We start from the raw sequence: 24,323 nt of genomic DNA on the forward strand, positions 1-24,323 counted from the left end.
GGAGCATCGTTCCGGCGATAATCACAAGACGGAGCAGCGTCGGCGCAGCCTTGGAAAAAAATGCGCGTGGCTGCGCGCCCCTAGTTTTGCGCGGTCACGACCCATGCGGCGCCGTCGATCAGCACCGATGTTTTGCCGGGGCGCCTCGCAAAGGCGGCGCGCACGGCATCCGCCGCGCGAGTACGGATATCGTCGGATTGATCGACGAGCGCGCGCGACAGCGGGCCGACCTGGAATGCCATGTCGAGCGCATCGTCGACCGCCGCCTCGCGGCTCGCGCCGCGGCCGTAGGAGAGGGCGGTATCAAACGGAGCGATGTCGATTGCTGTGAACCCTGCCGCGGCGAGGATGTCGGCGAGCCGCTGCCGGTCGCCAAAGGCGAAGGGGCCGGGCGCATTGGGGTTGGCGGGCGCGGGCTGCACGATGTCGCGGATCGCTGCCATAGGCAGGCGGACCCAGTCATTCTCCTGCGCGCCGCGCCAGCATATGAAGGCCGCGCGTCCGCCCGGCTTCAGCGCGCTGCGCATATGTGCGAAGGCGGCGACGGGGTCGTCGAAGAACATCACGCCAAAGCGCGAAAACAGCAGGTCGAACTGCCCGTGCGGCAAAGCTGCGGTCGCGGCGTCGGCGCAGCGAAACTCGATCGGCGCGCCGTCGGGGATGGCGGCGCGCGCGATCTCGACGAGCTGTTCGGAGATATCGACGCCGAGGACGTGTCCCGACGGCCCGACCTGCTGCGCCAGTGTGAAACTCGTTGTCCCCGACCCGCAGCCGATGTCGAGGACCTGTTCGCCGGGCTGCGCCTTGGCCGCAGCAATCGCGGCACTGCCGAAATCCTCGAGCATCAGGTCGAGCCGTGTCAGGTTGGCGGCCCAGCGCTCGCCGCTGTCGCCGGTCCAGTCGTGGGTCGGGGCGGGCTGGGCATCGGACATCGATCGGCACTTCCTATTGTTGCGAACGATTCGCAAATAGGCTTGTGACAGGCAAAGGGCAAGGGGCGGCGCATAGCTATGCCTTGTTGCATCGTACCGGGCCATGCGACATTCCACGCGCAGTCCGGCCATATCGGGATCGGCGAGGGAGAGTCATGAGCGAACAGATCGTCACCGTGGACATTGGCGGCACCCATGCGCGGTTCGCGATTGCCGAGGTCGAGGGCGGGCGCGTCCTGTCGCTCGGCGAGGCGACGACCCTGCACACCAAGGACCATGCAAGCTTCCAGACCGCCTGGCAGGATTTCGAGCGCCAGCAGGGCGGCACGCTGCCGCGCGCAGTCGCGATCGCGATTGCGGGACCGACGCGCGGCGAGATTATCCGATTCACCAACAATCCGTGGATCATTCGCCCCGCGCTGGTGGGCGAAAAGCTGAACGTCGACCGCTATGTGCTGGTCAATGATTTCGAGGCGGTGGGCCATGCGGTCGCGCAGGCCGACGCAAGCTATTTCGAGCGGTTGACGGGCCCCGACGAACCGCTCCCCGCGACGGGTACGATCAGCGTCATCGGTCCCGGAACCGGCCTGGGCGTCGCACATATCTGGCGCGACGGCGCCGATTATCGCGTCCAGGCGACCGAGGGCGGGCATATCGATTTCGCGCCGCTCGACAGCATCGAGGATGCGATCCTTGCGCGGCTGCGCAAGCGGCACCGGCGGGTGTCGATCGAACGCATCGTGTCGGGACCCGGCATCGTCGACATCTATGAAACGCTCGCGATGCTCGAAGGACGTGCGGTGACCCCGCTCGACGACAAAGCGATCTGGACCAAGGCGCTGAGCGGCGAGGACAGCCTTGCCGCCGCGGCGGTCGACCGTTTCTGCCTGTCGCTGGGCAGCGTGTCGGGTGACCTCGCGCTCGCGCAGGGGGCGGGCGGGGTGGTCATTGCCGGCGGGTTGGGACTGCGCATCCGCGACAGCCTCGTCCGGTCGGGCTTCCCCGAACGCTTTATCGAAAAGGGGCGGTTCGAAGGCTTCATGTCGGCGCTGCCGGTCAAGCTGATCACCCACCCGCAGCCCGGGCTGTTCGGCGCCGCGGCGGCCTTTGCGCGCCAGCACGGCTGACGCAAATATCGCTGGCATCGGCCGGAGAAAATCGGCAGCAAGCTATTCTCGCTTTCTGAAGGATTCCGCCGCCCGTGTCCGCCCGCCCCGTCCTCGGCATCATCGCCTGCAACCGGCAGGTCGGCGCCGAATATGCGCAGGCGGTGATGAACCGTTATGCCAAGGCGGCGATGCGCCATGCCGATTGCGCCGCGCTGCTGATCCCGTCGCTTCCCGACTATATGCGCGCCGACGAGATCGTCAGTCGGCTCGACGGTGTGCTGCTAACCGGGTCGCCGTCGAACGTCGAGCCTGCGCGTTATGGCGAGGACGACGCGGGCGAGGGGCCGTTCGACCCCGATCGCGACCGCATGATGCGCGACCTCGTCGAGGCGGTGATTGCCGCGCAGCGCCCGCTTTTCGGCATATGCCGGGGGTTCCAGGATATCAATGTCGCGCTCGGCGGGACGCTGCGCCGCGATACCGCGACGAACGGCGAATTGCTGCGCCACCATACGCCCGACGGCACGCTGTTCGACGCGATGTTCGATCATCGCCACCATGTCGATCTGGTCGAGGGCGGGATGCTGGCATCGGCCTACGGCGCTTCGTCGCTCGACGTGAACTCGGTGCATTATCAGGGCGTCGGCCGGCTGGCCGACGGGCTGTCGATCGAGGCGCGCGCGCCCGACGGTTTGGTCGAGGCGTTCAGCGCGCGGCCTAACGGCGCGCCGTTGCTTGCCGTTCAATGGCACCCCGAATGGGCGGTCGACGGCAACGAAGAGAGCCAGACCTATTTCCGCCTGCTCGGTCAGGCCTTGCGGGGTACGCTGTGAACAGGCGCGTTACTCGCTATGACCGCTATCTCGCGCGGCTCTGCTTCTCGCCCTGATGTTCCGGATCCGGCTTCTTTCCGTTTCCAGATAATCAGGAGTTTTATCATGCCCCGCAATCACGACATCGCCGAACTGCGCCGCCTCGACGTCGCGCACCACCTTCCCGCGCAGGCCGACTGGGCCGAGATCGAAAAGCTTGGCGGCAGCCGGATCATCACCCATGCCGAGGGTTGTTATATCCACGACGGCGATGGTCACCGCATCCTTGACGGCATGGCGGGCCTGTGGTGCGTCAACATCGGCTATGGCCGCGAGGAACTGGTCGAGGCGGCGGCCGCGCAGATGCGCGAGCTGCCCTTTTACAACACCTTCTTCAAGACCGCGACGCCGCCGACGGTGACGCTTGCGGCAAAGATCGCCAGCCTGACGGGCAACCGCCTGCCGCACATCTTCTTCAACGCCTCGGGCAGCGAAGCGAACGACACGGTGTTCCGCATGGTCCGCCATTATTGGAAGCTCAAAGGCGAACCGAAGCGAACGGTCTTTATCAGCCGCTGGAACGCCTATCATGGTTCGACCGTCGCGGGTGTCTCGCTGGGCGGGATGAAGACGATGCACGCACAGGGCGATCTGCCGATCCCCGGCGTCGAGCATGTCCGCCAGCCCTATTATTTCGGCGAAGGGCAGGGGATGAGCGAGGAGGAGTTCTGCGACGCGTGCGTGCAGGCGATCGAAGACAAGATTCTCGAGGTCGGCCCCGAAAATTGCGCCGCATTTATCGGCGAACCGGTGCAGGGCGCGGGCGGTGTGATTATCCCGCCCAAGGGGTATTGGCCTAAGGTTGAGGCCGTGGCGCGCAAATATGGCCTGCTCGTCGTCGCCGACGAGGTGATCTGCGGGTTCGGGCGTACCGGCAAGATGTGGGGGCATGAAACGATGGGCTTCACCCCCGACCTGATGCCGATGGCGAAGGGTCTGTCGTCGGGCTATCTGCCGATTTCGGCGACCGCAGTGGCGAGCCATGTCGTCGATGTGCTCAAGACCGGCGGCGATTTTGTCCATGGCTTCACTTATTCGGGTCATCCGGTCGCCGCGGCGGTCGCGCTCAAGAATATCGAGATCATCGAGCGCGAAGGCCTTGTCGAGCGCACCGGCGGCGTCACCGGGCCGCATCTCGCCAAGGCGCTGGCGACGCTGAACGATCATCCGCTCGTTGGCGAGACGCGCTCGGTCGGGCTGCTCGGCGCCGTCGAGATCGTCGCCGACAAGGCTACGCGCGCCCGCTTCGGCGGCGCCGAAGGCACGGCGGGACCAATGGCGCGCGACGCGTGCATTGCGAACGGCCTGATGGTCCGCGGCATCCGTGACAGTCTGGTCATGTGCCCGCCGTTGATCATCACCCCAGAACAGATTGACGAGATGGTTGCCATCATCCGCAAATCTCTCGATGAGGTGATGCCGAAACTCCGCGCGCTTTAAACAGGAAAGATCAAACCTCTATGCCCTCCGGCCTTTTTGCCCTGCTCGACGATATTGCGACGATCGCCAAGGTCGCTGCGGCGAGCATCGACGACATCGGTGCTGCGGCGTCGAAAGCGGGGGTGAAGGCCGCGGGCGTGGTCGTCGACGATACCGCGGTTACGCCGCGCTACGTCACCGGCTTTACGCCCGACCGCGAACTGCCGATCATCTGGCGGATCACCAAGGGGTCGATCTTCAACAAACTGGTGCTGATCCTGCCCGCACTGCTGTTGTTGTCGGCCGTCGCACAGTGGGCGATCACCCCGCTGTTGATGATCGGCGGCGCCTATCTGTGCTTCGAGGGCGCCGAAAAGGTGCTGCACTCGTTGCAGAAGGACAAGACGAGCCTCGCCGAGGATGCCGCGGTCGTCGCCGATCAGGACCATGAAGAGGCGATGGTGAAGGGCGCGGTGCGCACGGACTTCATCCTCTCGGCCGAAATCATGGTGATCGCGCTCAACGAAGTGCTCGACGAGCATTTCGCGATGCGCGCCGCGACGCTCGCAGTGGTTGCGATCGCGATCACCATTGCGGTTTACGGCGTCGTCGGGCTGATCGTGAAGATGGATGATATCGGTCTGCATATGGCGAAGGAAGGCAATGCGGCGCGCAAGGCGATCGGGCGTGGACTCGTGTCCTTCATGCCCAAATTGCTGTCGGCGCTGGCGCTGATCGGCACCGCGGCGATGCTGTGGGTCGGCGGCCAGATTTTCCTGCATGGCCTCGACGAGTATCATATCGGCAATATCGGGCATGGACTCCACGATTTCGCACACTCGGTCGCCGGCGGCCTACCGGGGGCCGGAGTCTGGGAATGGCTCATCAACGCGGGCGGAGCAGGCGTGTTTGGCCTGTTGCTTGGCGGCGTTATCGTCGGTGTCTTACACCTGATACCAGGCAAGAAGACCCACTAGTCTCGTCATCCCGGGCTTGATCCGGGATATATCGCGGCATCGAAGTCATGGACCCCGGATTCGGTTCCGGGGTGACGACTGGAAAGATCAGCCCAGCAACACCACTGGGCTATCGGCGCGCCAGTGCATGCTGACCTTGTCGTCCCAGGTGAAATCCTCCTGGTCGTGGCGCGACAGGTTCGGGCGTGACACGCGAATGCGGGCGCCCGTTTCCAGCTCGATCTCGAACAATGTGATATCGCCGAGATAGGACATACCCTTGATCTTGCCGCGCGCGAAATTGTGGCCGTCGGGCGCGTCCTGCGCGGCGGCCGTGACCGCCTTGCCCGCGCCGGGGACGTGGAGATAGATTTTTTCGGGTCGCAACGCGACCCAGACGTCGGCGCCGTGCGGGCCGGTGACGCCGTGATTGAGATAGACCTTGCCAAGCCCCGGGCAATCGACTGCGGCCTTGTCGGGTTCATCGAGCGTCAGCTTGCCCTCGAAGATATTCACCGACCCGACGAAATCGGCGACGAAGCGGTTGGCGGGATATTCGTAGAGGTCGGATGGGGTCGCGAGCTGCGCCACCTCGCCCTTGTTGATTACGCCGATGCGGCACGCCATCGACAGCGCCTCGTCCTGATCGTGGGTGACGGTGACGAAGGTGATGCCGACCTTTTCCTGCAACTCGGACAGCTCGAACTGCATCTGCGCGCGAAGCTTTGCGTCGAGTGCCGACAGCGGCTCGTCGAGCAGCAGCACCTTGGGCCGCATCACGAGGCTGCGTGCGAGGGCGACGCGCTGGCGCTGGCCGCCCGACATCTGGTCGGGCATACGCGTTTCGAACCCGCCGAGCTTCACCAGCTCAAGCGCCTCGGCAACGCGATCCTTGATCTCGCCGCCCTTCACGCCCGCGATCTTCAGGCCATAGGCGACATTGTCGGCGACGCTCATATGCGGGAACACGGCATAGCTCTGGAACACCATGTTGACCGGGCGCTTGTTCGGCGGGATTCCTGACATATCCTGCCCGTCGATCAATATCTTGCCCTCGGTGGGCAGTTCGAAGCCGGCGATCATGCGGAGCAGGGTCGTCTTGCCGCATCCCGAGGGGCCGAGCAGCACGAAGAACTCGCCGGCGTTGATGTCGAGGCTGACATTGTCGACCGCGGTCACCTTGCCGAAGCGTTTCGAGACGTTCTGGATCTGGATGATCGGTTTGGCGGGGTCGGTCATGGTCAGTGGGTTTCCGCAATGGCTTTCACGCCCTGAAGCTTCAGCGCGACGAAGGTCAGGATGACGGTCAGGATGATGAGCAACGTCGATGCCGCATTGACCTCGGGCGTCACCGAGAAGCGCACCATCGAATAGACCTTCACCGGGAAGGTGATCGTGTCGGGGCCGCTGGTGAAATAGGTGATGACGAAATCATCGAGGCTCAAAGTGAAGGACAGCAGCGCGCCGGCTACCAGTGCCGGCCTGATGTGCGGGATCAGCACGTCGCGGAAAACCTGCCATTCGCTGGCGCCAAGATCCTTTGCGGCTTCCTCCTGCTCGCGATTGAAGGTCGCGAGACGCGAGCGCACGACCATCGTCACGAAAGGGAAGCAAAAGGTGATATGGGCGATCGTGATCGCGCCGAGGTTGAACGGCCAGACGAGGTCAGTCGGCCAGTCGACCGCGGCGAAGAACATCAGGAAGGCGACGCCAAGGCAGATTTCGGGGACGATGATCGGCAGCGAGATCGTGCCGTCGACCGCGCTTTTGAGCGGGAAGCGGAAGCGCCACAGCATCACCGCCGCGACCGCGCCGAGCATAAGGCTGACGATCGTCGCGAGCGCCGCGATGGTAAGCGAATTGAGCAAGGCCTCGACGAGCTGATCGTTGCTGAGCGCCTTTTCATAATATTTGGTGGTGAAGCCGCGCCACACGACATTGCGTTTGCTGTCGTTGAAGCTGAAGATCATCAGCACGATCAGCGGAGCATAGAGGAAGACCATCACCGCGCCGACCCAGAGGCGCATCCACAAGGTGCGGCTGTATTCGAGCGGCGCGACAGGTGTGCGGGCGAAGAGCGCCATCAGCGGACCTCGGGTACTTTCCTGCGCATCGACTGGATCGCGATCAGCGCGAACATTGCGTATATGAGCAAGAAGGAGAGGGCGGCGCCGAAGGGCCAGTCGTTCGCCTTCTTGAACTGGCGTTCGATGACATTGGCGATCATCTGGCTGTCGGTTCCGCCCATCAAATCGGGGGTCAGATAGGCGCCCAATGCGGGGATCAGGGTGATCATCACCCCGGCGACGATGCCCGGCGCGGCGAGCGGAACGACGATGCGCATGATCGTGCGGAAATGGCCGGCGCCGAGGTCGAGGCTCGCCTCGATCAGGCTGCGGTCGAGCCGGTCGAGCGCGGCGTAGAGCGGCAGCACCATGAAGGGCAGATGGACATAGACGAGCCCGAACACGACCGCGAAATTGTTGAAGAGCAGCTGCACCGGTTCCCATGTCGGGAGCGGCTGGAGCCCGACGAGCGTCTTGATCCAACTTGTCCCTTCCCAGAGCGCGCCGAGGCCCTTGTTCGCGAAGCCCTGCGTCCCGAGCAGCATCATCAGCGCATAGGTGCGGATGAGCAAATTGGTCCAGAAGGGCAGCATGATGCCGAGCAGCAGCCACGGCCGCCATTTCTCACTGGCGAAGGTGATCGCCATCGCGACCGGAAAGCCGATAATCAGGCAGATCAGCGTGACAAGCGCCGCGACCGCGAAGCTCTTGCCGAAGATGGTAAGGTAGAGCCACTCGGTGGCGCGCTTGTAATTGTCGAGCGTGCCCGAGATGCTGATCTCGGTCAGGCCCTTATTCTCTCCGAAGCTGTAGAGCCAGACGATCGCCATCGGGACGAGGAAAAAGACGATGATCCAGAACAAGGTCGGCAGCGATACTGCTGCAAAAACCCGTCTGTTCGTTTTCCAGTCCTGTTCGGCCACCCCCCGATGCCCCCTTCAGACCGTCAGGCCGCCCGCACCCGTGTGAAGGCTTCTTCGTAGAGCGGCTGGAGTTCGGGGTTGAAGCGCGCATATTCGCATTTCGCCAGCGCCTCGGCGGGCGGGAAGATCACCGGGTTGTTCTTGTAGCTGTCGAGCATCAATGCCTTCGCCGCGGCGTTGGGCGTCGGGTAGAGGATCGTCTCGGTGATTTCCTTGTCGACATTGGCGTCGAGGATATAGTTGATGAAGGCGTGCGCATTCTTCGGATGCGGCGCGCCCTTCGGGATGCACAGATTGTCCGAATTAAGTTGGCTGCCCTCTTTCGGGATGACGAAATCGATATCCTTGTCCTCGACCATCGCCTGCGCGATGTCGCCATTATATTCGAGTACGACGTCGACGTCGCCCTTCAGCAGCAGGTCCTGCCCGTCGTCCTCGTGGAATTTCTTCACATTGGGCTTTTGCTTGATCATCATCTTTTCGATCGTCGCGATGTCCGCCGGGGTCAGCGCGTTGACCGATTTTCCGAGATATTTGCCATAGAGACGGAACATGTCGCCGGCTTCGGAGAGCCAGGCGATGCGGCCCGCATATTCGGGGCTGTCGAACAGCACTTTCCAGCTGTCGGGCGCCGCCTTCACCTTCGACTTGCGATAGCCGATGCCGAGCGCGAGCCACGTATAGGGCATCGAAAATTTGCGCTGCAGGTCATATTCGACGTTGATGTAGGCGGGGTCGATATTCTTCTTGTTCGGAATCTGCGCGTGGTCGAGCGGCAGCAGCATATCGGCCTTGCTCATCCGCTCGACGAAATCGTTCGACGGCACGATGACGTCATAGCCCGGATTGCCGGCCTTGAACTTGGCGAACAGCACGTCGTTGCTGTCGAACAGGTCCATCGTGACGTCGACGCCCGTCGCTTCCTTGAAATTATCGAGCGTATTCTCGCCGATATAGGTATCCCAGTTATAGAAGTTGAGCTTGGCTTCCTCGCCGTTGGAGAGCTTCTTGCCGCCCTCCTTGCTGCACGCCGCGAGACCGCCGAAGCTGATCCCGACCGCCGCGACACCCAGCGCCTGAAGGAGCGAGCGACGCCCGCGGGTTTGCTTGATCAGTTCGAACGGATCCATGGCGCAGCCTCCCTGTATGTGACGTCAAGCTGACTCAATCCGGGCGGCTTGGAAAGAGCTTTTTTGCGCTGCACCAAGATTCTTTGAAACTTTGTTCCAATGCGATCAGGCGTTGCGCAGATACCAGTCGTAATCGAGCGTCGGGACGACGCTGAAATAATTGTCCTGCTCCACCCGCTTCACGATACTGAACATGTCGACGAAGCGGTCGCCCAGATAGGCGCGCATCAGCTTCGACGCGTGAAAGCGATCGACCGCCGCGAACCAGTTCGACGGCGGCTTGTCGTCGCCGCTGTTGTCGCGGTCATAGCCGTTACCGACGACCGCGGCGCCCGGATCGGCCTTGTTCATCATACCATGGTGCATCCCGGCCAGGACCGCCGCGACTGCGAGATAGGGGTTCGCGTCGGCGCCGCACGCGCGATGTTCGACATGGCGGCTCGGTGGCGGTCCCGCGGGAATGCGGAACGATACCGTGCGGTTGTTGACCCCCCAGGTCGGCGCGACGGGGGCATAGCTGTTCGCCTTGAAGCGGCGATAGCTGTTCGCGTGCGGGGCGAAGAGCGCGAAACCGTCGCCGACGCTGCCGATCATCCCGCCGATGGCGTGGCGCAGCGCAGGCGTGCCTTCGGGGTCGTCGCTCGCGAAGATATTGTTGCCCGCCCCGTCGTCGACCGAGACATGGATGTGCATGCCGCTGCCCGCCTGTTCGGCGAAGGGCTTGGCCATGAAGGTGGCCTCTAGCCCCTGGGCTTGCGCGATCGCCTTGACGAGGCGCTTGTACATGATCGCGTCGTCGCAGGCGCGCAGGGCGTCGGGCTTGTGGCGCAAGGTCAGCTCGAACTGACCGGGCGCGAATTCGGAGATCGCGCTTTCGAGCGGCAGGCCCTGAATGTCGGTGGCGGCGTAGAGCGCATCGAAGAAAGGGCGGAAATCATCGAGTTCGCGCAGGCCGTAAACCTCGACATTGCGCGGCGTGTCGCGGCTGTACGCCGGGCGGGCAGGGCGTACCTTGCCGTCGCGCGCGCGGCGCGGATCGACGAGGTAGAATTCGAGCTCGACCGCGAGAACGGGGGTGAGGCCATCGGCGGTATAGCGGTCGATGACGCGGCCGAGGACGTGGCGCGGATCGAGGTCGTGCGGCGTGCCGTCGAGTTCGTAGAAATCGACGAGGAACTGCGCGGCATGATCGCCGCCCCACGGTGTGCGGACGAGCGTGCCGGGGATCGGCTTCATCGACCGGTCGGCGTCGCCATCTTCCCAGACAAGGCCTGTCTCGACCGTGTCCTGTCCGGTGATGTCGACGACGGTGATCGAGCCCGGGAACATGCGGCCGCTTTCGTATACTGCGAGCACTTCATGCTGGCGCAGGCGCTTGCCGCGCGGGACGCCGCCCATGTCGGTGTAGATCATCTCGATCGAATCGACGTCGGGATTGTCCTTGAAAAAGGCTTCCGCCTCCGAACGCGGCGCGATCACGCCCGATGACTTCGACATCGCCCCTCTACTCCTTCAATGCCCGCACGCAGTCGGCAAAGGCGCCGACCAGCCGGTCGATCTGATGGCCGCCGGTCACGGGGCTCACCAACATCATATTGTGGAACGGCGCCAGCAGAATCCCGCGATTGGCGAGGAAGAGGTGGATTGCCGCTTCGAGTTCGGGGTGCATCGCGGCTTTCGCTTCGCTGCCGTTTCGGGGCGGCGCGGGACAGGTAAGAAACTCGACGCGCGCGCCGACCTGTGTGACATGCCAGTCGAGGCCGGAAGCCGCGATGACCTGCTCGAGTCCCCCGACGAGCCGCGCGGCGCCTGGCAGAATCCGGTCATAAGCCGCCGGCGTGATGACATCGGACAACATGGTATCCATCGCGGTGATCGCGAGCGCGTTGGCCGACAATGTGGTGCCGATCCCGCTATGCCCGGACGGGCGTGCGGCGTTGAGCGCGGCCATGCGGTCGGCGACGTCCGTGCTGAATCCATAGACCGCACACGGTACGCCGCCGCCGATCGACTTTCCGACGACCATCAGGTCGGGCTTCGGGCCATGGGAGACGCCGTGCCCGCCATAACCGGACGAGATGGTGTGCGTTTCGTCGAAAATGAGCAGCGTGCCGGTCTCGTCGGACAGTCGTCGCAGTGTCGTGAGGAAGCCCGGCGCATCGAGCACCATGCCGACATTGGTCATCACCGGCTCGGCCAGCACGCAGGCGACGTCGCCTCGGCGCAGCTCGGCCGCCAGCGCTTCCTCGTCGTTGAACTCGATCACCGTGGTGGTGGTGCGCAAATCATGGACCTGACCCACGAGGCTGGCGCGCATCGTCGGCATGCCGTCTTTCAGGTCGACGAAGGCATCGTCGACTGCGCCGTGATAGGCGCCGTTGAAGGTCAGGATTTTGGCTCGTCCGCTGATCCCGCGGCACCAGCGGATGACCGCGCGATTGGCCTCGCTGGCGGTGGTCGTCACCTGCCATTGCGGAAGGCTGAACATCGCCGCCAGCCGTTCCGAAAGCGCGGCGGCGAGCGCCGGCGGCGAATGGCCGAACAGGCTCGCGGTGTCGCCAAGGCAGAAATCGTCATAGATCTGACCGTCGATGCTGGTCAGCGTCGCGTCCTTTGCCGAGAAGGCGACGATCGGCACTGGGCTCGGCCAGTCGCGCATCCAGTGGAACGGGACCGACTGAAACCAGCCCTTCGCGGCCGCATGGTGCGCGAAGGCACGGGGGTTCGCAGCGCGGAAGCGTTCGGCCTCGCGGTTAGCGACGCGCGCGATTGCGGCGCCGGATATCATCCGAGCTTGTCCCGCATCGCATACCAGAGCAGCCCGAGCTTCGCGAGCGGCCGGCGCAGCCATTTGCCGCCGGGGAAGGGCTTTGACGGTAGGTTCGCGAGGACGTCGAAACGTTCGGCGGTCCCCGCCATCGCCTCGGCGATCAGTTCGCCCGCGAGCGTCGTCACCAGCGCGCCATGCCCCGAAAACCCGTGCGCGTAAAAGACGTTCCCGCGCCGCCCGATGTGCGGCAGGCGGTTCATCGTCACGGCAACCGCGCCGCCCCAGCCATAGTCGATGGGTGCGTCGGCGATCTGGGGGAACACTTCGACCATGAAGGGCCGCACGAACGCGGCGATGTCGCGCGGCGGGGTCTGCGAATAACGCTCGCCGCCACCGAAGATGAGGCGCTTGTCGGCGGACAGGCGGAAATAGTTGAGTACGAAGCGGCTGTCGGCAACCGCCGCATCGCTGGGGAGCAGCGCATCGGCATCCGCAAGCGGAGCCGTTGCAACATTATAGTTCATGATCGGCACGGTGTAGCGGCCAAGGTCGGGCTCGACGTCGCCGATCCAGCTATCGGTCGCATCGATGACGTAGCGCGCGCCGACGATTGTCTTGAGTGTGAACAGTTCGCTCGACCCGTCGTTGAAAAGGGCGATCCGGTTGACGCGCTCGCCCTCCATGATGCGGACACCGGCCGCTTCGGCCGCTCTTGCGAGTCCGATCGCATAGTTCAGCGGATGGAAATGGCCGCCCTGTGGGTCGTGGAGGCCGCCATGATAGAGCGGGCTGGCGATATGCGCTGCCATGTCGCCCTTTGCGATGACATCGCTTGCATAATCGAAGCGTGCGGCAAGATACTCGGCCTCGCGCTTCATCGTGTCGAAATCCTTGGGCGTCCAGGCGGCCTCAAGATGCCCTGTCCTGAGATCGCATCCGATGCCGTGTTTCTCGATCCGCGCCTTCACCCGGTTCTGCCGCCAGCACAGGTCAAAGAGTGCGTCCGCCCGCTCGCGGCCGAACTCGGCCTCCAGTTCGGACGCTGTCCAGCGGAGGCCGGGGATCAATTGCCCGCCATTGCGGCCCGATGCGCCGAAACCGATGTGCTCTGCTTCGACGACGATGACCGAATAGCCTCGTTCGGCACAGGCGAGTGCCGCCGAAAGGCCAGTGAAACCGCCACCGAGCACGGCGACATCGCATTCCAGGTCGCCTTCAAACGCCCGTGGCCGCCATTCGTTCGCGGTCGCGGCATAATAGCTGTGATTCAGCGGGTCGATCATGGCGGCGGTGCGGGTCAGACCCGCATCAACAGATGTTCGCGTTCCCAGCTCGACACGACCGACTGGTAATTGAACAGCTCATAGTCCTTCACCGCGAAGAAGATTTCGAAAAAATCGTCGCCGAGCAGGTTGCGAACCTTCTTGCACGAAGCAAAGCGGTCGAGCGCGGCTTCGAGCGTACGGGGCAGGGTGCGCGCGCGGTTGTATGCGCTGCCCGTGATCGGCTTGGCGGGCACCATGCGGTCGACCATGCCGATATAGCCGCAGATCAGCGACGCGGCGATCGCGAGATAGGGATTGCTGTCCGCGCCGGGCAGGCGGTTTTCGACCCGGCGGTTGTTCTTGTCCGAAATCGGCACGCGGAACCCGCACGAGCGGTTGTCTTCGCCCCACTGCACATTGATCGGCGCGGCGCTGTCGGGGCGCATGCGGCGGAAGCTGTTCACATTCGGCGCCCACAACGGCGAGATTTGCGGCATGTAGCGCACCAGTCCCGCGATATAGCTGCGGAACATCGCGCTATCGCGGCCGTTGGCGGTCGAGAAGAGATTCTTGCCGGTCGCGGCGTCGACGACCGACTGGTGGATGTGCATCGCACTCCCGGGTTGGCCCGCCATCGGGTTCGCCATGAAGGTCGCATAGACGTCGTGCTGCTTCGCGACGTTGCGCACGACACGCTTGAACAGAAAGACCTCGTCGGCGAGGCGGAGCGGATTGCCATGCTCGAAATTGACCTCGAGCTGCGCCGCGCCCATCTCGTGGATCATCGTATCGATATCGAGCCCCATCAGCTCGCAATCGTCATAGATATGATCGATGATATCCTCATATTCGTTCATCGCCTCCAGCCCGTAAGGCTGGCTCGCGCTCTCGCTGCGCCCCGACTGGCCGACCGGCGGGGTCAGCGGGAAATCGGGGTCGGCATTCTGCGAGACGAGGTAGAATTCGACCTCGGGCGCGATAATCGGTTTCCAGCCCTTTTCCGCATAGAGGTCCAACACCTTTTTCAGGATCGTGCGCGGCGCAATCTCGACCTCGGTCCCATCGCCGTTGAAGGCGTCTGCGATGACGAAGGCGGTCGGCGAAGTGAAGCCCGGCGCGACACAGATCGTGCTCGGATCGGCGATCAATATCTTGTCGGGGTCCTTGTCCCAGATGTCGTCGATATCTTCGGGATAGTGGCCGTCGATCGTGCAGATGAAGACGCTGCCCGGGATGCGCAGCGACTTGTCCTTGACCGAGGAGAGGAACTTCTTGGCGGGCAGCACCTTGCCGCGCTGGACTCCGTTGATGTCGGGGACGATACATTCGACTTCGTCGATCTTATGGTCGCTGATCCATTGTTCCAGATTGACTGACATGCGCCCCCGATTGGGCCGAGGAGTCGGCCCGTTGTGGAGCAGGCAGCGTATCGCATGGTTCGGCGATGCGCCAGAGGGGCCGTTATCGGCCATTTTCGGCATTGCCAGCGGCGCGGCACCCGGCCAGATTGCGCGCTTCGTCGAGGCAAGGGAGATGTACTGCTATGCGGGGTGATAACGACCAATTGGCAAGCTTCTGGATGCCGTTCACCGCCAATCGTTCGTACAAGGCGAACCCGCGCCAGCTCGTGTCGGCGAGCGGGATGCACTACCGGAGCAGCGACGGGCGGGCGATCCTCGACGGCACCGCGGGGCTGTGGTGCAGCAACGCGGGCCACTGCCGCCCCGAAATCACCGACGCGATTGCGAAGGCGGCCGCGACGCTCGATTTCGCACCGACATTCCAGCTCGGGCATCCGTTGCCCTTCGAGCTTGCGCAGCGCCTCGCCGACCTGATGCCCGAAGGGCTCGACCGGATATTCTTCACCAACAGCGGTTCGGAATCGGTCGATACTGCGCTAAAGATCGCGCTCGCGATCCAGCGCGCAAAGGGGCAGGGGACGCGCACGCGGTTGATCGGGCGCGAGCGCGGCTATCATGGCACCGGTTTCGGCGGGATCAGCGTGGGCGGGCTCGTGAATAATCGCCGTGCCTTTGGCGGCGGGTTACCGGGCGTCGATCACCTCCGTCACACGCACGATATCGAACGCAACGCCTTTACGCGCGGTTTTCCGCAGCACGGCGCCGAGCTGGCCGACGATCTCCAGCGCCTGGTCGATCTGCACGGCGCGGACACCATCGCGGCCGTGATCGTCGAACCGATGGCGGGCTCGACCGGCGTGCTCATTCCGCCCGTCGGGTATCTCCAGCGCCTGCGCGACATCTGCGACAAGCACGGCATCATCCTGATCTTCGACGAGGTGATCACGGCATTCGGCCGGGTCGGCGGAGCGACCGCGGCGGGGACCTGGGGCGTGACGCCCGACATCATCACGATGGCGAAGGGCCTGACCAACGCCGCGGTGCCGATGGGCGCGGTGGCGGTGAAGCGCGAACTTCACGATGCGGTGATCGACAGCGTGCCGGGCGGGATCGAGCTGTTTCACGGCTATACCTACTCGGGGCATCCGCTCGCGAGCGCCGCGGGTCTCGCGACGCTCGATCTTTATGCGCGCGAGGGCCTGTTCGATCGCGCGAACGAGCTTGGCGCTTATTGGGAGGATGCGGCGCACAGCCTGAAGGGCACGCGCCATGTCATCGACATCCGCACCATCGGCCTCGTCGCGGGCATCGAACTCGAACCGCGTGCGGGTGCGCCGACGGCGCGTGCGATGGAATTGTTCCATGGCTGTTTCGACGATGGATTGCTCGTCCGCGCGACGGGCGACATCATTGCGCTTTCGCCGCCGCTGATCGTCGAAAAGTCGCAGATCGACGAGATGTTCAGGAAGATCGGGGCGTTGCTGGGCCGTATCGACTGACCGGAAACCGGTCAGTCCGCGGTGCTTTTCGCTTCGGCCTTGGCCGCGGCGGCTGCGACTTGGCGCGCGCGGGTGGCTTCGGTCTGGATCAGACGCTCGGCCATCGTGCGCCACGCCTGTTCGGCGCGCAGATTGCGGTCGCGAACCTGCGACAGCGTGCTTTCCGCCGCGTCGGCAGCGCATTTATCCGCCTGGATCAGGTAGAAATCGCTGGTGTTCGACATGGCGGAAATCCTTGGGTTGATTGGCTGCAAGCCGGCTTGCTGGAAAGTTAGTCGACCATTTGGGCGATCAGGCGGCGAAGTTCGCGCCGCGACAGCGTCGGCGATCGCCGCGCTGGCTTGTCGGCCCGCGCATTGATCGCGGAATAGGGCCGGAGAAGGGAAGGAAATGCATTCAAACTAAAGTTCATAATATCCTGTAATCATTGTTTTGTTCTGGTTAGGTGTTCAGCGCCGGTTGCCCTTGCGAGGGCCGCTTCCGGCCGGACCGGCACCGCGATCGCGGTAAACGATGCGGCCCTTGGTCAGGTCATAGGGCGTCATTTCGACGCGAACGGCGTCGCCGACGACCGACCGGATGCGAAAACGTCGCATCCGGCCTGCCGTATAAGCGATGATCCGATGATCATTTTCCAGAATGACGCCAAAGCGCCCGTCGGGAAGGATTTCATCGATCTGGCCGTCGAGGGTCAGTAGTTCCTCTTTGGCCAAACGATCAGGCCTGCTGGATGTTGACAGCGGCGGTCTTGCCGCGCTGGTCGGTTTCCAGATCGTAGGAAACGCGCTGATCCTTGTTCTGCGTTGTCATCCCGGCGCGTTCGAGGGCGGTAATGTGGACGAAATTGTCGCCCGAGCCGTCCTCGTTGGCGATGAAGCCATAGCCCTTTTCGGTGTTGAAGAATTTTACGGTGCCGATCGGCATAGGTCGTTCCTTTCACGGAAGCGGAGTTACCACCGGCCGATGCCGATGGCGCCAGGTAGCGTGAAGATGGAAGTGTCCGCCGATCAGGCAAAAAAATCCGTCGCAGGCGACGATAGCTACCGGAAGATGGGCGCTATCGGGTCAAAAGTCAAGGATAGGGCCGGATTCGCGCTTTGCCGACCACCGCTCAGCTCTCGCCGGACAGCGGGAATGTCACCGAAACACGGGTGCCTTTGCCCAGTTCGCTTTCGATATCGAGCTGGCCCTGATGGCGCTCGCTGATGTGCTTGACGATGGCGAGGCCAAGCCCCGTTCCGCCCACAGAACGGCTGCGCGCCTCGTCGACGCGGTAGAAGCGCTCGGTCAGGCGCGGCAGGTGATCGGGCGCGATCCCGTCGCCCTCGTCGCTGACCGCGAGGCGTATGCGGCGGCCTTCGCGTACAAGCTCGACGGTGACGGGCGTATCGGCATGGCCATATTTCATCGCGTTCGACACGATGTTGTGCGCGAGCTGTTTCAGCTGCGCTTCGTCCCCCAGCATAGGCGCCGGGCCATCGCCGAGCCGCGCAACAATGTCCTTCGCGCGCCCCTGTTCGCTGTCGCGCAATTGCATGATCGTCGTCTGGACGATGCTGGCGAGATCGACGGGCGTCGTAGGACGGCGAAAACGATCGGCCTCGACCCGCGAGATCGACAGGAGGTCGATGACGAGCTGCTGCATCCGCCGCGCCTCGCGGTCGATGATCGACAGGAAACGATTGCGCGTCGGCGCATCGGCTTCGCCGTTCATTTCCTGCAATGTCTCGACATAGCCGAGGATGGCGGCGAGGGGGGTGCGCAGTTCGTGGCTGGCATTGGCGACAAAATCCGACCGCATCCGGTCGGCGGCGTCGATCGCGGAGCGGTCCGAGAGGAAGATGATCCGTTCGCTTCCCGAAAGGACCGCCGTCCGCATCGTCCAGCGCTGTCCCGGGCGGGGAAAATCGACCAGGCTGACCGTTTCGAGCGGGGCATTGCCGTCGATATGCGAAAGCCAGTCGGTCGCAGCGGGGTGGCGGATCGCGGTGCGCACGTCGGCGCCGACGATGTGCCGCCCGAGCAGCCGGATTGCGGCATCGTTGGCGATCGTGACGATATTGTCCGCAGTACCGAGTAGCGGCTCCTTTTCCTGATCGACCCAATGCGCGAAGTCCGGATGGCGGAGCAGAGATATCGGGGGCGCTTCGACTGGCGGCGAAGTGGTTCCCTGCGCATCGGGCGTCGCCGTGGGGAGCGCGCTGTAAACGGTGGCGGCGGCAATGAAGCCGGCGAGCAGCATGATCGCGATCGACAGCGGATCGCCGCCGGACAGCGCCGCAAAAATGGCCGCAATGGCGACGAGCGTCAGGGCGATAACCAGGCTGGACAGACGATCGAGCATCGCGGCGGTGCGTCGCACGAAGCGATGCGGAGAGGCAAGGATGTTTACGGTAATTAACGCGCCGCTCGCGAATGTCCCAAAGCGGGAAGCGCCGACGGCGCGGCGGTGTTTTGCTTTTCCTTGCGCCATCATTGGGTTATGCGCGCGTCATGGATGCCAGCGACAACCCCGCCGAAACCGGTGAATCCGTTCCCACGCGCCGCCGGATGCTGGCGCTCGGCGCCGTTGGTGTGTCGGCCGCGCTTACGATCCGTCCGGCCTTCGCACAGACCGCCGTGTCGGTGATGAATTGCCAGATCCCGGTGCCCGGACCAACGGGGGCAGGAAAATATATCGACACCGCGGGCAAGCTGGTTCCCCCGGGAACCAAGGGCGCCTTCCCGGGCTCGGCGCGTCCGTTCACAGGCGAGGAAGTCAAGCGCGCCTTTCGCGGCCAGACGCTGCCGGGAACGACCTACAACCAGTCGCAGGCCTACCTCCAATATATCCGGCGCTTGCAGGCGGGGCAGAGCGGCTTTACCTGTTTCGCCTCGATCACGATGTCGCGCTGATTTCGCTTCCTTTCGGGCGATGTCGGTCCAGCCGCATCGTCAGAAAAAGGAAAATTCGTGAAACTAGCATCGCTCAAAAAGGGCCGCGACGGACGCCTCGTCGTCGTTTCGGACGATCTTGCCTGGTATGCCGACGCCGGCCAGATCGTCCCGACCATGCAGGCCGCGCTCGATAATTGGGCCTATGCCGCACCGCGCCTCGCCGCCCTGGCCGAAGACTTGAACCACGACGCGATTCCCAAGGAGCGCTTCCACGAACGCGACGCGGCTTCGCCGCTGCCGCGCGCCTATCAATGGGCCGACGGCAGCGCCTATGTGAACCATGTCGCGCTGGTGCGGCAGGCGCGGGGCGCCGAAATGCCCGACAGCTTCTGGCACGATCCGCTGATGTACCAGGGCGGTAGCGACGCCTTCCTTGGCCCGCGCGATCCGATCCCGCTCGGCGATCCCGCATGGGGATGCGATATGGAGGCCGAAATCGTCGTCGTGACCGGCGATGTTCCGGCGGGCATCGACCCGGTCGCGGCGCGCGAGAAGATCCTGCTCGTCGGCCTGACCAACGATGTGTCGCTTCGCGGCCTGATCCCGGCGGAACTTGCCAAGGGCTTCGGCTTTTTCCAGTCGAAGCCGTCGAGCGCGATGTCGCCGGTGTTCGTGACGCCCGATGCGCTGGGCGAACGCTGGAAGGACGGCAAGCTGCATGGCACGCTGAGCGTCGATCTCAACGGCGAGCCGCTGGGCCGCGCGGACGCCGGCGCCGACATGACCTTCGATTTCGGCGCGCTGATCGCGCACGCCGCAAAGACGCGCGACCTCGGAGCCGGAACGATCATCGGGTCGGGCACGGTGTCGAACCGCGATGCCGATGGCGGCCCGGGCAAGCCGATCGCCGCGGGCGGCCTTGGCTATAGCTGTCTGGCCGAGGTGCGGACAGTCGAGACGATCCAGCAGGGCGAGCCCAAAACCCCGTTCATGCAGAAGGGCGATACGGTCCGCATCTGGATGGATGACGATCGCCACCACAGCATATTCGGCGCGATCGAGCAGCAGGTCGGGTGAACAAAAAAGGGGCGGGATCACTCCCGCCCCTTTTGTTTTCTCGTCGCCGCCGGATCAGCCGCCGCCGAAGCTGCCGCCCGAGAGCGCGTCGCTGAGCGCGCAGGACGCCGGCCCCAGAATGACGATGAACAGCACCGGCAGGATGAAGAGGATCAGCGGCACCGTCATGATCGCGGGCAGGCGCGCGGCTTTTTCTTCGGCACGCATCATGCGTTCGTTACGGAATTCGGCCGACAGCACGCGCAAGGCGCTGGCGAGCGGCGTGCCATATTTTTCGGTCTGGATCATGGTCGTGACGACGCCCTTCACCGATTCCAGGTTCACGCGATAGGCGAGGTTTTCAAAGGCCTGTCGCCGTTCGGTCAGAAAGCCGAGTTCGATCGAGGTGAGGGCGAATTCTTCGCCGAGTTCGGGATAGGCGCGGCCCAGTTCCTTCGACACGCGCGAAAAGGCGGAGTCGACGGTGAGCCCCGCCTCGGCGCAGATGACGAGCAGGTCGAGCGCGTCGGGCAGGCCCTTGCGGATCGCATCGGTGCGCTTCTGCCGCTTGTTCTGCACGAAAAGGTCGGGCGCCTTGTAGCCCAGGAGCAGCGCGCCCATCGTGATGGCCGAACGTTTGAACGGCGTCATGTCGGGCCACATGTCGAGACCATAGATCAGGAAAGCCGCAAGCCCGCCGAAAACGATGGGCAGCACCATGCGGCCAAAGATCACGGCAACCGCCAGGTCCTTCGACCGGATGCCCGCCTGCGCCAGCTTCTGCTGGACGTCCTTGATCTGCTCTTCCTGCAGCACCTGGAGCTTGCCGAGGAAGGTCCGCATCTTGTCGGCATGCTGGTTCTTCCGAACCAGCCTCGCCCGGCGTTTCGCGGTCGAGGCGGTGATGCCGGCCTTAAGCTGTTCGCGGCGGTCATTCAGCGCCTTGACGCGCTTGGTCATCGGATTGCGAACCGTCAGCGCATTGTAGATGGCGAACAGGACGGCGAAGACGCCGACCGCGGCCAACATGGTGCCGGCCCACACGACATCGACGCCCAGTATCATCGGGCCGGTCTGCGCGCCGGTGAATGCGGAAGAAAGAAGGAGGCTGCTGTTCACTTGGTCTGCCCCTTCAGATTTCGAAACTGATCATCTTGGCCATGATCCCGGCGCCGATGCCCATCCAGACGAGACCGCCGAGGCCTGTCACGATCAAACGCTGTTCGGTGAAGAAACCCGCCAGATAGCTGGGGTTCATCGACCACACGACGCCGAAGACGAAGAAGGGCAGCGCGCCAACGATATAGGCGGACGCCTTCGCTTCGGACGACATCGCCTTGATCTTCAGCTTCATCTGCGCGCGCTTGCGCAAGACTTCGGACAGGTTGGCGAGCGTCTCGGCGAGGTTGCCGCCCGTTTCCCGCTGGATCTGGATCGTGATGCAGAAAAACTGGAACTCGGGCGTGCCGAGCATCTCGGCGGATTCCTGCAACGCGGCTTCCATCGTATTGCCGATGCGAATGCGTTCGACGACGCCCCTGAATTCTTCGCCGACCGGCCCCGGCAGTTCCTGGCTCACCACCTGGAAGGTCTCGGTGACCGGCAAACCCGACTTCAAGCCGCGTACCAGAAGGTCGATGGCGTCGGGAAAACGGGTGTTGAACTGCTTGACGCGCTTTTTGATCGCCATGCCGACAACCAGGTAAGGCAGACCGAGGCTGATCATCAATCCGACGAGACCGGCCATGAGGATTGGCGCGCGCACGGCCAGCAGGCCGCCCGTGACGGCCACGAACAAGGCCATCGAGGCAAACATATATTGCGTAACGGTCCAGCCCTTGCCGGTCCGGCGTATGCGCTTTTCCAGCTCTTCGCGGCGCGGCATCAGGTTCGTCAGCGTCGAATGGCCCTGCGACGATGCGATCGTCTTGCGCATCTGCGCCGCCACCACGGCTTCGGTGGATGCGGCGTGCCGGTCCTTGACCGACGCCAGGCGCCGCGTCTTTGCCTTGCCGACCGACGGCCCGCCGAGCAGGATCACGAGAAGGGAAAAGGCCAGAAAGGCTCCGGCGATGATAAGGATGACTGGCAGATTCATGACTGGCTGATGTCCGCTTCTATCGCTGGTGGAGGTGACGGCGCGCCGGGCGCCGTCATGCCGCCTGTTTCGCGCCCTTTTTCGTCATCAGGCCGAGCTTGCCGAGCAGCGAGCCGCCCGACTTGCCTTTGCTCGCCGCGATCTGGGCCTCTTCGGCTTCGACATCGGCGCCGTCGAGAATGAGGCGCGTCAAGTTGGTCCAGACCTGCGCCGATTTCGTGCCCTTGCAGATTTCGGCATAGGATTTTCCGAGCTTGGCGGATTGGCTGACCATCTTGGGGTCGAACGGGATGACGATGTCGATCTGGCGTTCGATGGACGATTCGAACTCCTTGCGCGACAGTTCGCCGATAGCGTTCTGGAACTTGTTCGCGACGAGGATCACCCGCGCGCCAGGAACATTCTGCTTGAACCAGGACAGAAGGCGGATCGTGTCGCGCGCGGCAGCGAGCGTGACGTCGCTGACGAGGAGGATCGTACCCGCTTCCGACACGAGGTGCGGGAAGGGGATCAGGACCTGACGCGGGATGTCGACGATCGTCATCTCGAACGCATTGCGAAGCTCTTCCTCGAGCTGGAAGAAGGCCGAGCCGTCGGTCATCACCGGCTGATGGATCGGGGCTTCGGCCGACAGCAGGCTGAGCTTGTCCGACGCCCGCACCATTGCGCGTTCGATGAACAGGCCGTCGATGCGGCTGGGATTGTCGATCGCGTCGATCAGGCCGCGGCCGGGCTCGAGGTCGAGCGTCAGCGCGCCGGTGCCGAAATGGACGTCGAGATCGAGCAGCGCCGTCTGGCGGCCCGCCTGTTCGCTGATCGCCCAAGCGAGCGAAGTCGACACGAGCGACGCGCCGACACCGCCGCGCACGCCGACGACGCCCATCATGTGATGCGGCTTGTCGTCCGACATGTCGCTGTGTTTCGGCGCGGTCAGCATGGCCTGGGCCATGGTCAGCGATTCGCGCACCTGTTCGAGCGACAACGGTTTCAGGAGATAATCCTGGATGCCGCTCGACAGGAGGTCGCGGTACAGGCGAACGTCGTTCACCTGACCAGCCGCGATCACCACCGTGCCGGGTTCGCAGACCTCGGCAAGGGCGTTGATGTCGTTGATCGGGTCGCCCGATTCCGACATGTCGACGAACAGGATGTTCGGGCTTGCCGACACCGACAGCGACTGCACGGCGTTGCGCAGGCCGCCCTTGTTACATTTTTCGATCGGCCAGCCCATGTCGTTGGCCGCGGCGCGGATCAACTCCAGCGTATCGTCGTCACAGACGAAGGCGTTGAAGGGATCACGCAGCCCTGCTGATTTGAAAGGAGCGTTCACTTGCTGCCTCCTCCGCTCGTTGCTACGCCGGGCAATGCGCCGGCACCGGTCTGGGGTTTGGTGCGATAGGTCTTGATCGCGCGCGTCGCGGCGGCGGGATCGCTGCCCGTTTCGCTGGCGCCGCGGATCAGGTCATTGGGATCGGCAACCATCGAGGCGATGTTGCTGTTCACCGCGCAGCCGTAATTCGACGAGGTCGCATTGACGGGATTGAACGACGATTTGCTGTCCCAGTTCGGGCAACCCGGCACCGACGCCGTCGCGCGCGTGACGATGACGCGCAGATAGCCCTGCGGCACCGCGCCGGTGGTCACCGGTACGTCGGAGCTGAGCAGCATGCCGCGGCGTTCGACCATCGAACGGACGGTCGCCTGGGCAGAGCCGGCGCCATATGCCGACCCGTCCTCGATCGCGACGCGGTCGCCGTAGCGTACGCCCATCGCATCGAACCATCCTTGCAGGCGGCCCTGTTCGCTGGGCGGCAATTCGCCGTTCGCGGCAGCGACGTCGAATTGATAGATGCTGTTGCGCACGACCGGCTGGTGCACCGATTCGAGGCTGCGGTTGCTATAGGCGGCACCCGTGCAGCCAGCGAGCGACGTGGCGAGAGCCAGGACCGTCCAAGTTGCGATTTTCTTCATCACTTTGCTCCTGAAATCC

At 63.8% G+C, this 24,323-nt stretch carries 24 protein-coding genes; 7 read left to right on the forward strand and 17 right to left on the reverse strand.

Annotation, left to right across the window (positions count from 1 at the left end):
• Positions 1-80: 80 nt before the first annotated feature.
• Entirely contained in the window at positions 81-932 is an 852-nt protein-coding gene (locus tag VGN62_RS13075; protein WP_327454520.1) for a class I SAM-dependent methyltransferase, read from the reverse strand.
• 155 nt (positions 933-1,087) lie between these two features.
• Here VGN62_RS13075 and VGN62_RS13080 point away from each other — a divergent pair, with 155 nt between their 5' ends.
• The 4 genes from VGN62_RS13080 (at position 1,088) to VGN62_RS13095 (ending at position 5,309) form a co-directional block, all read left to right on the forward strand.
• Positions 1,088-2,059, forward strand: coding sequence for a glucokinase (locus VGN62_RS13080; protein ID WP_327454522.1), 972 nt, complete (start codon positions 1,088-1,090; stop codon positions 2,057-2,059).
• 74 nt (positions 2,060-2,133) lie between these two features.
• Positions 2,134-2,874 (forward strand): gamma-glutamyl-gamma-aminobutyrate hydrolase family protein, encoded by a 741-nt coding sequence (locus VGN62_RS13085; RefSeq protein ID WP_327454524.1) that lies wholly within the window; start codon positions 2,134-2,136, stop codon positions 2,872-2,874.
• A gap of 105 nt (positions 2,875-2,979) precedes the next feature.
• A complete protein-coding gene (locus VGN62_RS13090) occupies positions 2,980-4,353 on the forward strand; it encodes an aspartate aminotransferase family protein (protein WP_327454526.1) in 1,374 nt (457 codons plus the stop codon).
• 20 nt (positions 4,354-4,373) lie between these two features.
• The gene (locus tag VGN62_RS13095) at positions 4,374-5,309 is read left to right on the forward strand and encodes a DUF808 domain-containing protein (RefSeq protein WP_327454528.1); all 936 of its coding nucleotides are present in this window, start codon (positions 4,374-4,376) and stop codon (positions 5,307-5,309) included.
• 87 nt (positions 5,310-5,396) lie between these two features.
• Here the strand turns inward: VGN62_RS13095 and VGN62_RS13100 are convergent, their stop codons facing one another.
• The 8 genes from VGN62_RS13100 to VGN62_RS13135 form a co-directional block, all read right to left on the reverse strand.
• Positions 5,397-6,527, reverse strand: a complete 1,131-nt coding sequence (locus VGN62_RS13100; RefSeq protein WP_327454530.1) for an ABC transporter ATP-binding protein — start codon at positions 6,525-6,527, stop codon at positions 5,397-5,399.
• A 2-nt stretch (positions 6,528-6,529) separates the two neighbouring features.
• Complete coding sequence (locus tag VGN62_RS13105; protein ID WP_327454532.1) at positions 6,530-7,372, reverse strand: ABC transporter permease; 843 nt, start codon at positions 7,370-7,372, stop codon at positions 6,530-6,532.
• A complete protein-coding gene (locus VGN62_RS13110) occupies positions 7,372-8,277 on the reverse strand; it encodes an ABC transporter permease (protein WP_327454534.1) in 906 nt (301 codons plus the stop codon). Before VGN62_RS13110 ends, VGN62_RS13105 begins: the two co-directional genes overlap by 1 nt.
• 23 nt (positions 8,278-8,300) lie before the next feature.
• Positions 8,301-9,407: a spermidine/putrescine ABC transporter substrate-binding protein gene (locus VGN62_RS13115; protein WP_327454536.1), complete on the reverse strand. Its 1,107-nt coding sequence runs from the start codon at positions 9,405-9,407 to the stop codon at positions 8,301-8,303.
• Between the two features lie 105 nt (positions 9,408-9,512).
• On the reverse strand, positions 9,513-10,904 hold the full coding sequence (locus VGN62_RS13120; protein ID WP_327454538.1) for a glutamine synthetase family protein: 1,392 nt from the start codon (positions 10,902-10,904) through the stop codon (positions 9,513-9,515).
• Between the two features lie 7 nt (positions 10,905-10,911).
• A complete protein-coding gene (locus VGN62_RS13125; RefSeq protein ID WP_327454540.1) occupies positions 10,912-12,195 on the reverse strand; it encodes an aspartate aminotransferase family protein in 1,284 nt (427 codons plus the stop codon).
• Entirely contained in the window at positions 12,192-13,460 is a 1,269-nt protein-coding gene (locus tag VGN62_RS13130) for an FAD-binding oxidoreductase (RefSeq protein ID WP_327454542.1), read from the reverse strand. The genes VGN62_RS13125 and VGN62_RS13130 overlap by 4 nt, the downstream gene beginning before the upstream one ends.
• 14 nt (positions 13,461-13,474) lie before the next feature.
• Positions 13,475-14,821, reverse strand: coding sequence for a glutamine synthetase family protein (locus VGN62_RS13135; protein ID WP_327454544.1), 1,347 nt, complete (start codon positions 14,819-14,821; stop codon positions 13,475-13,477).
• Between the two features lie 164 nt (positions 14,822-14,985).
• Here VGN62_RS13135 and VGN62_RS13140 point away from each other — a divergent pair, with 164 nt between their 5' ends.
• Positions 14,986-16,302 carry an aspartate aminotransferase family protein gene (locus tag VGN62_RS13140; RefSeq protein WP_327454546.1) on the forward strand — a complete coding sequence of 439 codons (1,317 nt, stop codon included), beginning with the start codon at positions 14,986-14,988 and terminating at the stop codon, positions 16,300-16,302.
• A gap of 11 nt (positions 16,303-16,313) precedes the next feature.
• On the opposite strand, the gene VGN62_RS13145 is transcribed toward VGN62_RS13140, so the two are convergent.
• The 4 genes from VGN62_RS13145 to VGN62_RS13160 all read right to left on the reverse strand — a co-directional run bounded on the left by VGN62_RS13145 (position 16,314) and on the right by VGN62_RS13160 (position 18,664).
• On the reverse strand, positions 16,314-16,526 hold the full coding sequence (locus tag VGN62_RS13145) for a hypothetical protein (protein ID WP_327454548.1): 213 nt from the start codon (positions 16,524-16,526) through the stop codon (positions 16,314-16,316).
• A 225-nt stretch (positions 16,527-16,751) separates the two neighbouring features.
• The gene (gene infA / locus VGN62_RS13150; protein ID WP_327454550.1) at positions 16,752-17,015 is read right to left on the reverse strand and encodes a translation initiation factor IF-1; all 264 of its coding nucleotides are present in this window, start codon (positions 17,013-17,015) and stop codon (positions 16,752-16,754) included.
• Positions 17,016-17,019: 4 nt separating this feature from the next.
• Positions 17,020-17,226: a cold-shock protein gene (locus VGN62_RS13155; RefSeq protein WP_327454552.1), complete on the reverse strand. Its 207-nt coding sequence runs from the start codon at positions 17,224-17,226 to the stop codon at positions 17,020-17,022.
• Between the two features lie 187 nt (positions 17,227-17,413).
• Positions 17,414-18,664: a sensor histidine kinase gene (locus VGN62_RS13160; RefSeq protein WP_327454554.1), complete on the reverse strand. Its 1,251-nt coding sequence runs from the start codon at positions 18,662-18,664 to the stop codon at positions 17,414-17,416.
• 131 nt (positions 18,665-18,795) lie between these two features.
• On the opposite strand from VGN62_RS13160, the gene VGN62_RS13165 reads away from it, so the two are divergent.
• The gene (locus VGN62_RS13165; RefSeq protein ID WP_327454556.1) at positions 18,796-19,197 is read left to right on the forward strand and encodes a hypothetical protein; all 402 of its coding nucleotides are present in this window, start codon (positions 18,796-18,798) and stop codon (positions 19,195-19,197) included.
• Between the two features lie 57 nt (positions 19,198-19,254).
• Positions 19,255-20,256: a fumarylacetoacetate hydrolase family protein gene (locus VGN62_RS13170; protein WP_327454558.1), complete on the forward strand. Its 1,002-nt coding sequence runs from the start codon at positions 19,255-19,257 to the stop codon at positions 20,254-20,256.
• Positions 20,257-20,310: 54 nt separating this feature from the next.
• On the opposite strand, the gene VGN62_RS13175 is transcribed toward VGN62_RS13170, so the two are convergent.
• The 4 genes from VGN62_RS13175 to VGN62_RS13190 form a co-directional block, all read right to left on the reverse strand.
• Positions 20,311-21,300 (reverse strand): type II secretion system F family protein, encoded by a 990-nt coding sequence (locus VGN62_RS13175; RefSeq protein ID WP_327455021.1) that lies wholly within the window; start codon positions 21,298-21,300, stop codon positions 20,311-20,313.
• Positions 21,301-21,367: 67 nt separating this feature from the next.
• Complete coding sequence (locus VGN62_RS13180) at positions 21,368-22,333, reverse strand: type II secretion system F family protein (RefSeq protein WP_327454560.1); 966 nt, start codon at positions 22,331-22,333, stop codon at positions 21,368-21,370.
• Between the two features lie 55 nt (positions 22,334-22,388).
• Positions 22,389-23,663 carry a pilus assembly protein CpaE gene (locus VGN62_RS13185; RefSeq protein ID WP_327454562.1) on the reverse strand — a complete coding sequence of 425 codons (1,275 nt, stop codon included), beginning with the start codon at positions 23,661-23,663 and terminating at the stop codon, positions 22,389-22,391.
• Entirely contained in the window at positions 23,660-24,304 is a 645-nt protein-coding gene (locus VGN62_RS13190) for a CpaD family pilus assembly protein (protein WP_327454564.1), read from the reverse strand. The genes VGN62_RS13185 and VGN62_RS13190 overlap by 4 nt, the downstream gene beginning before the upstream one ends.
• Positions 24,305-24,323: the final 19 nt, after the last annotated feature.

The sequence above is a fragment of the Sphingopyxis sp. genome (assembly GCF_035998905.1).
Lineage (GTDB): Bacteria > Pseudomonadota > Alphaproteobacteria > Sphingomonadales > Sphingomonadaceae > Sphingopyxis.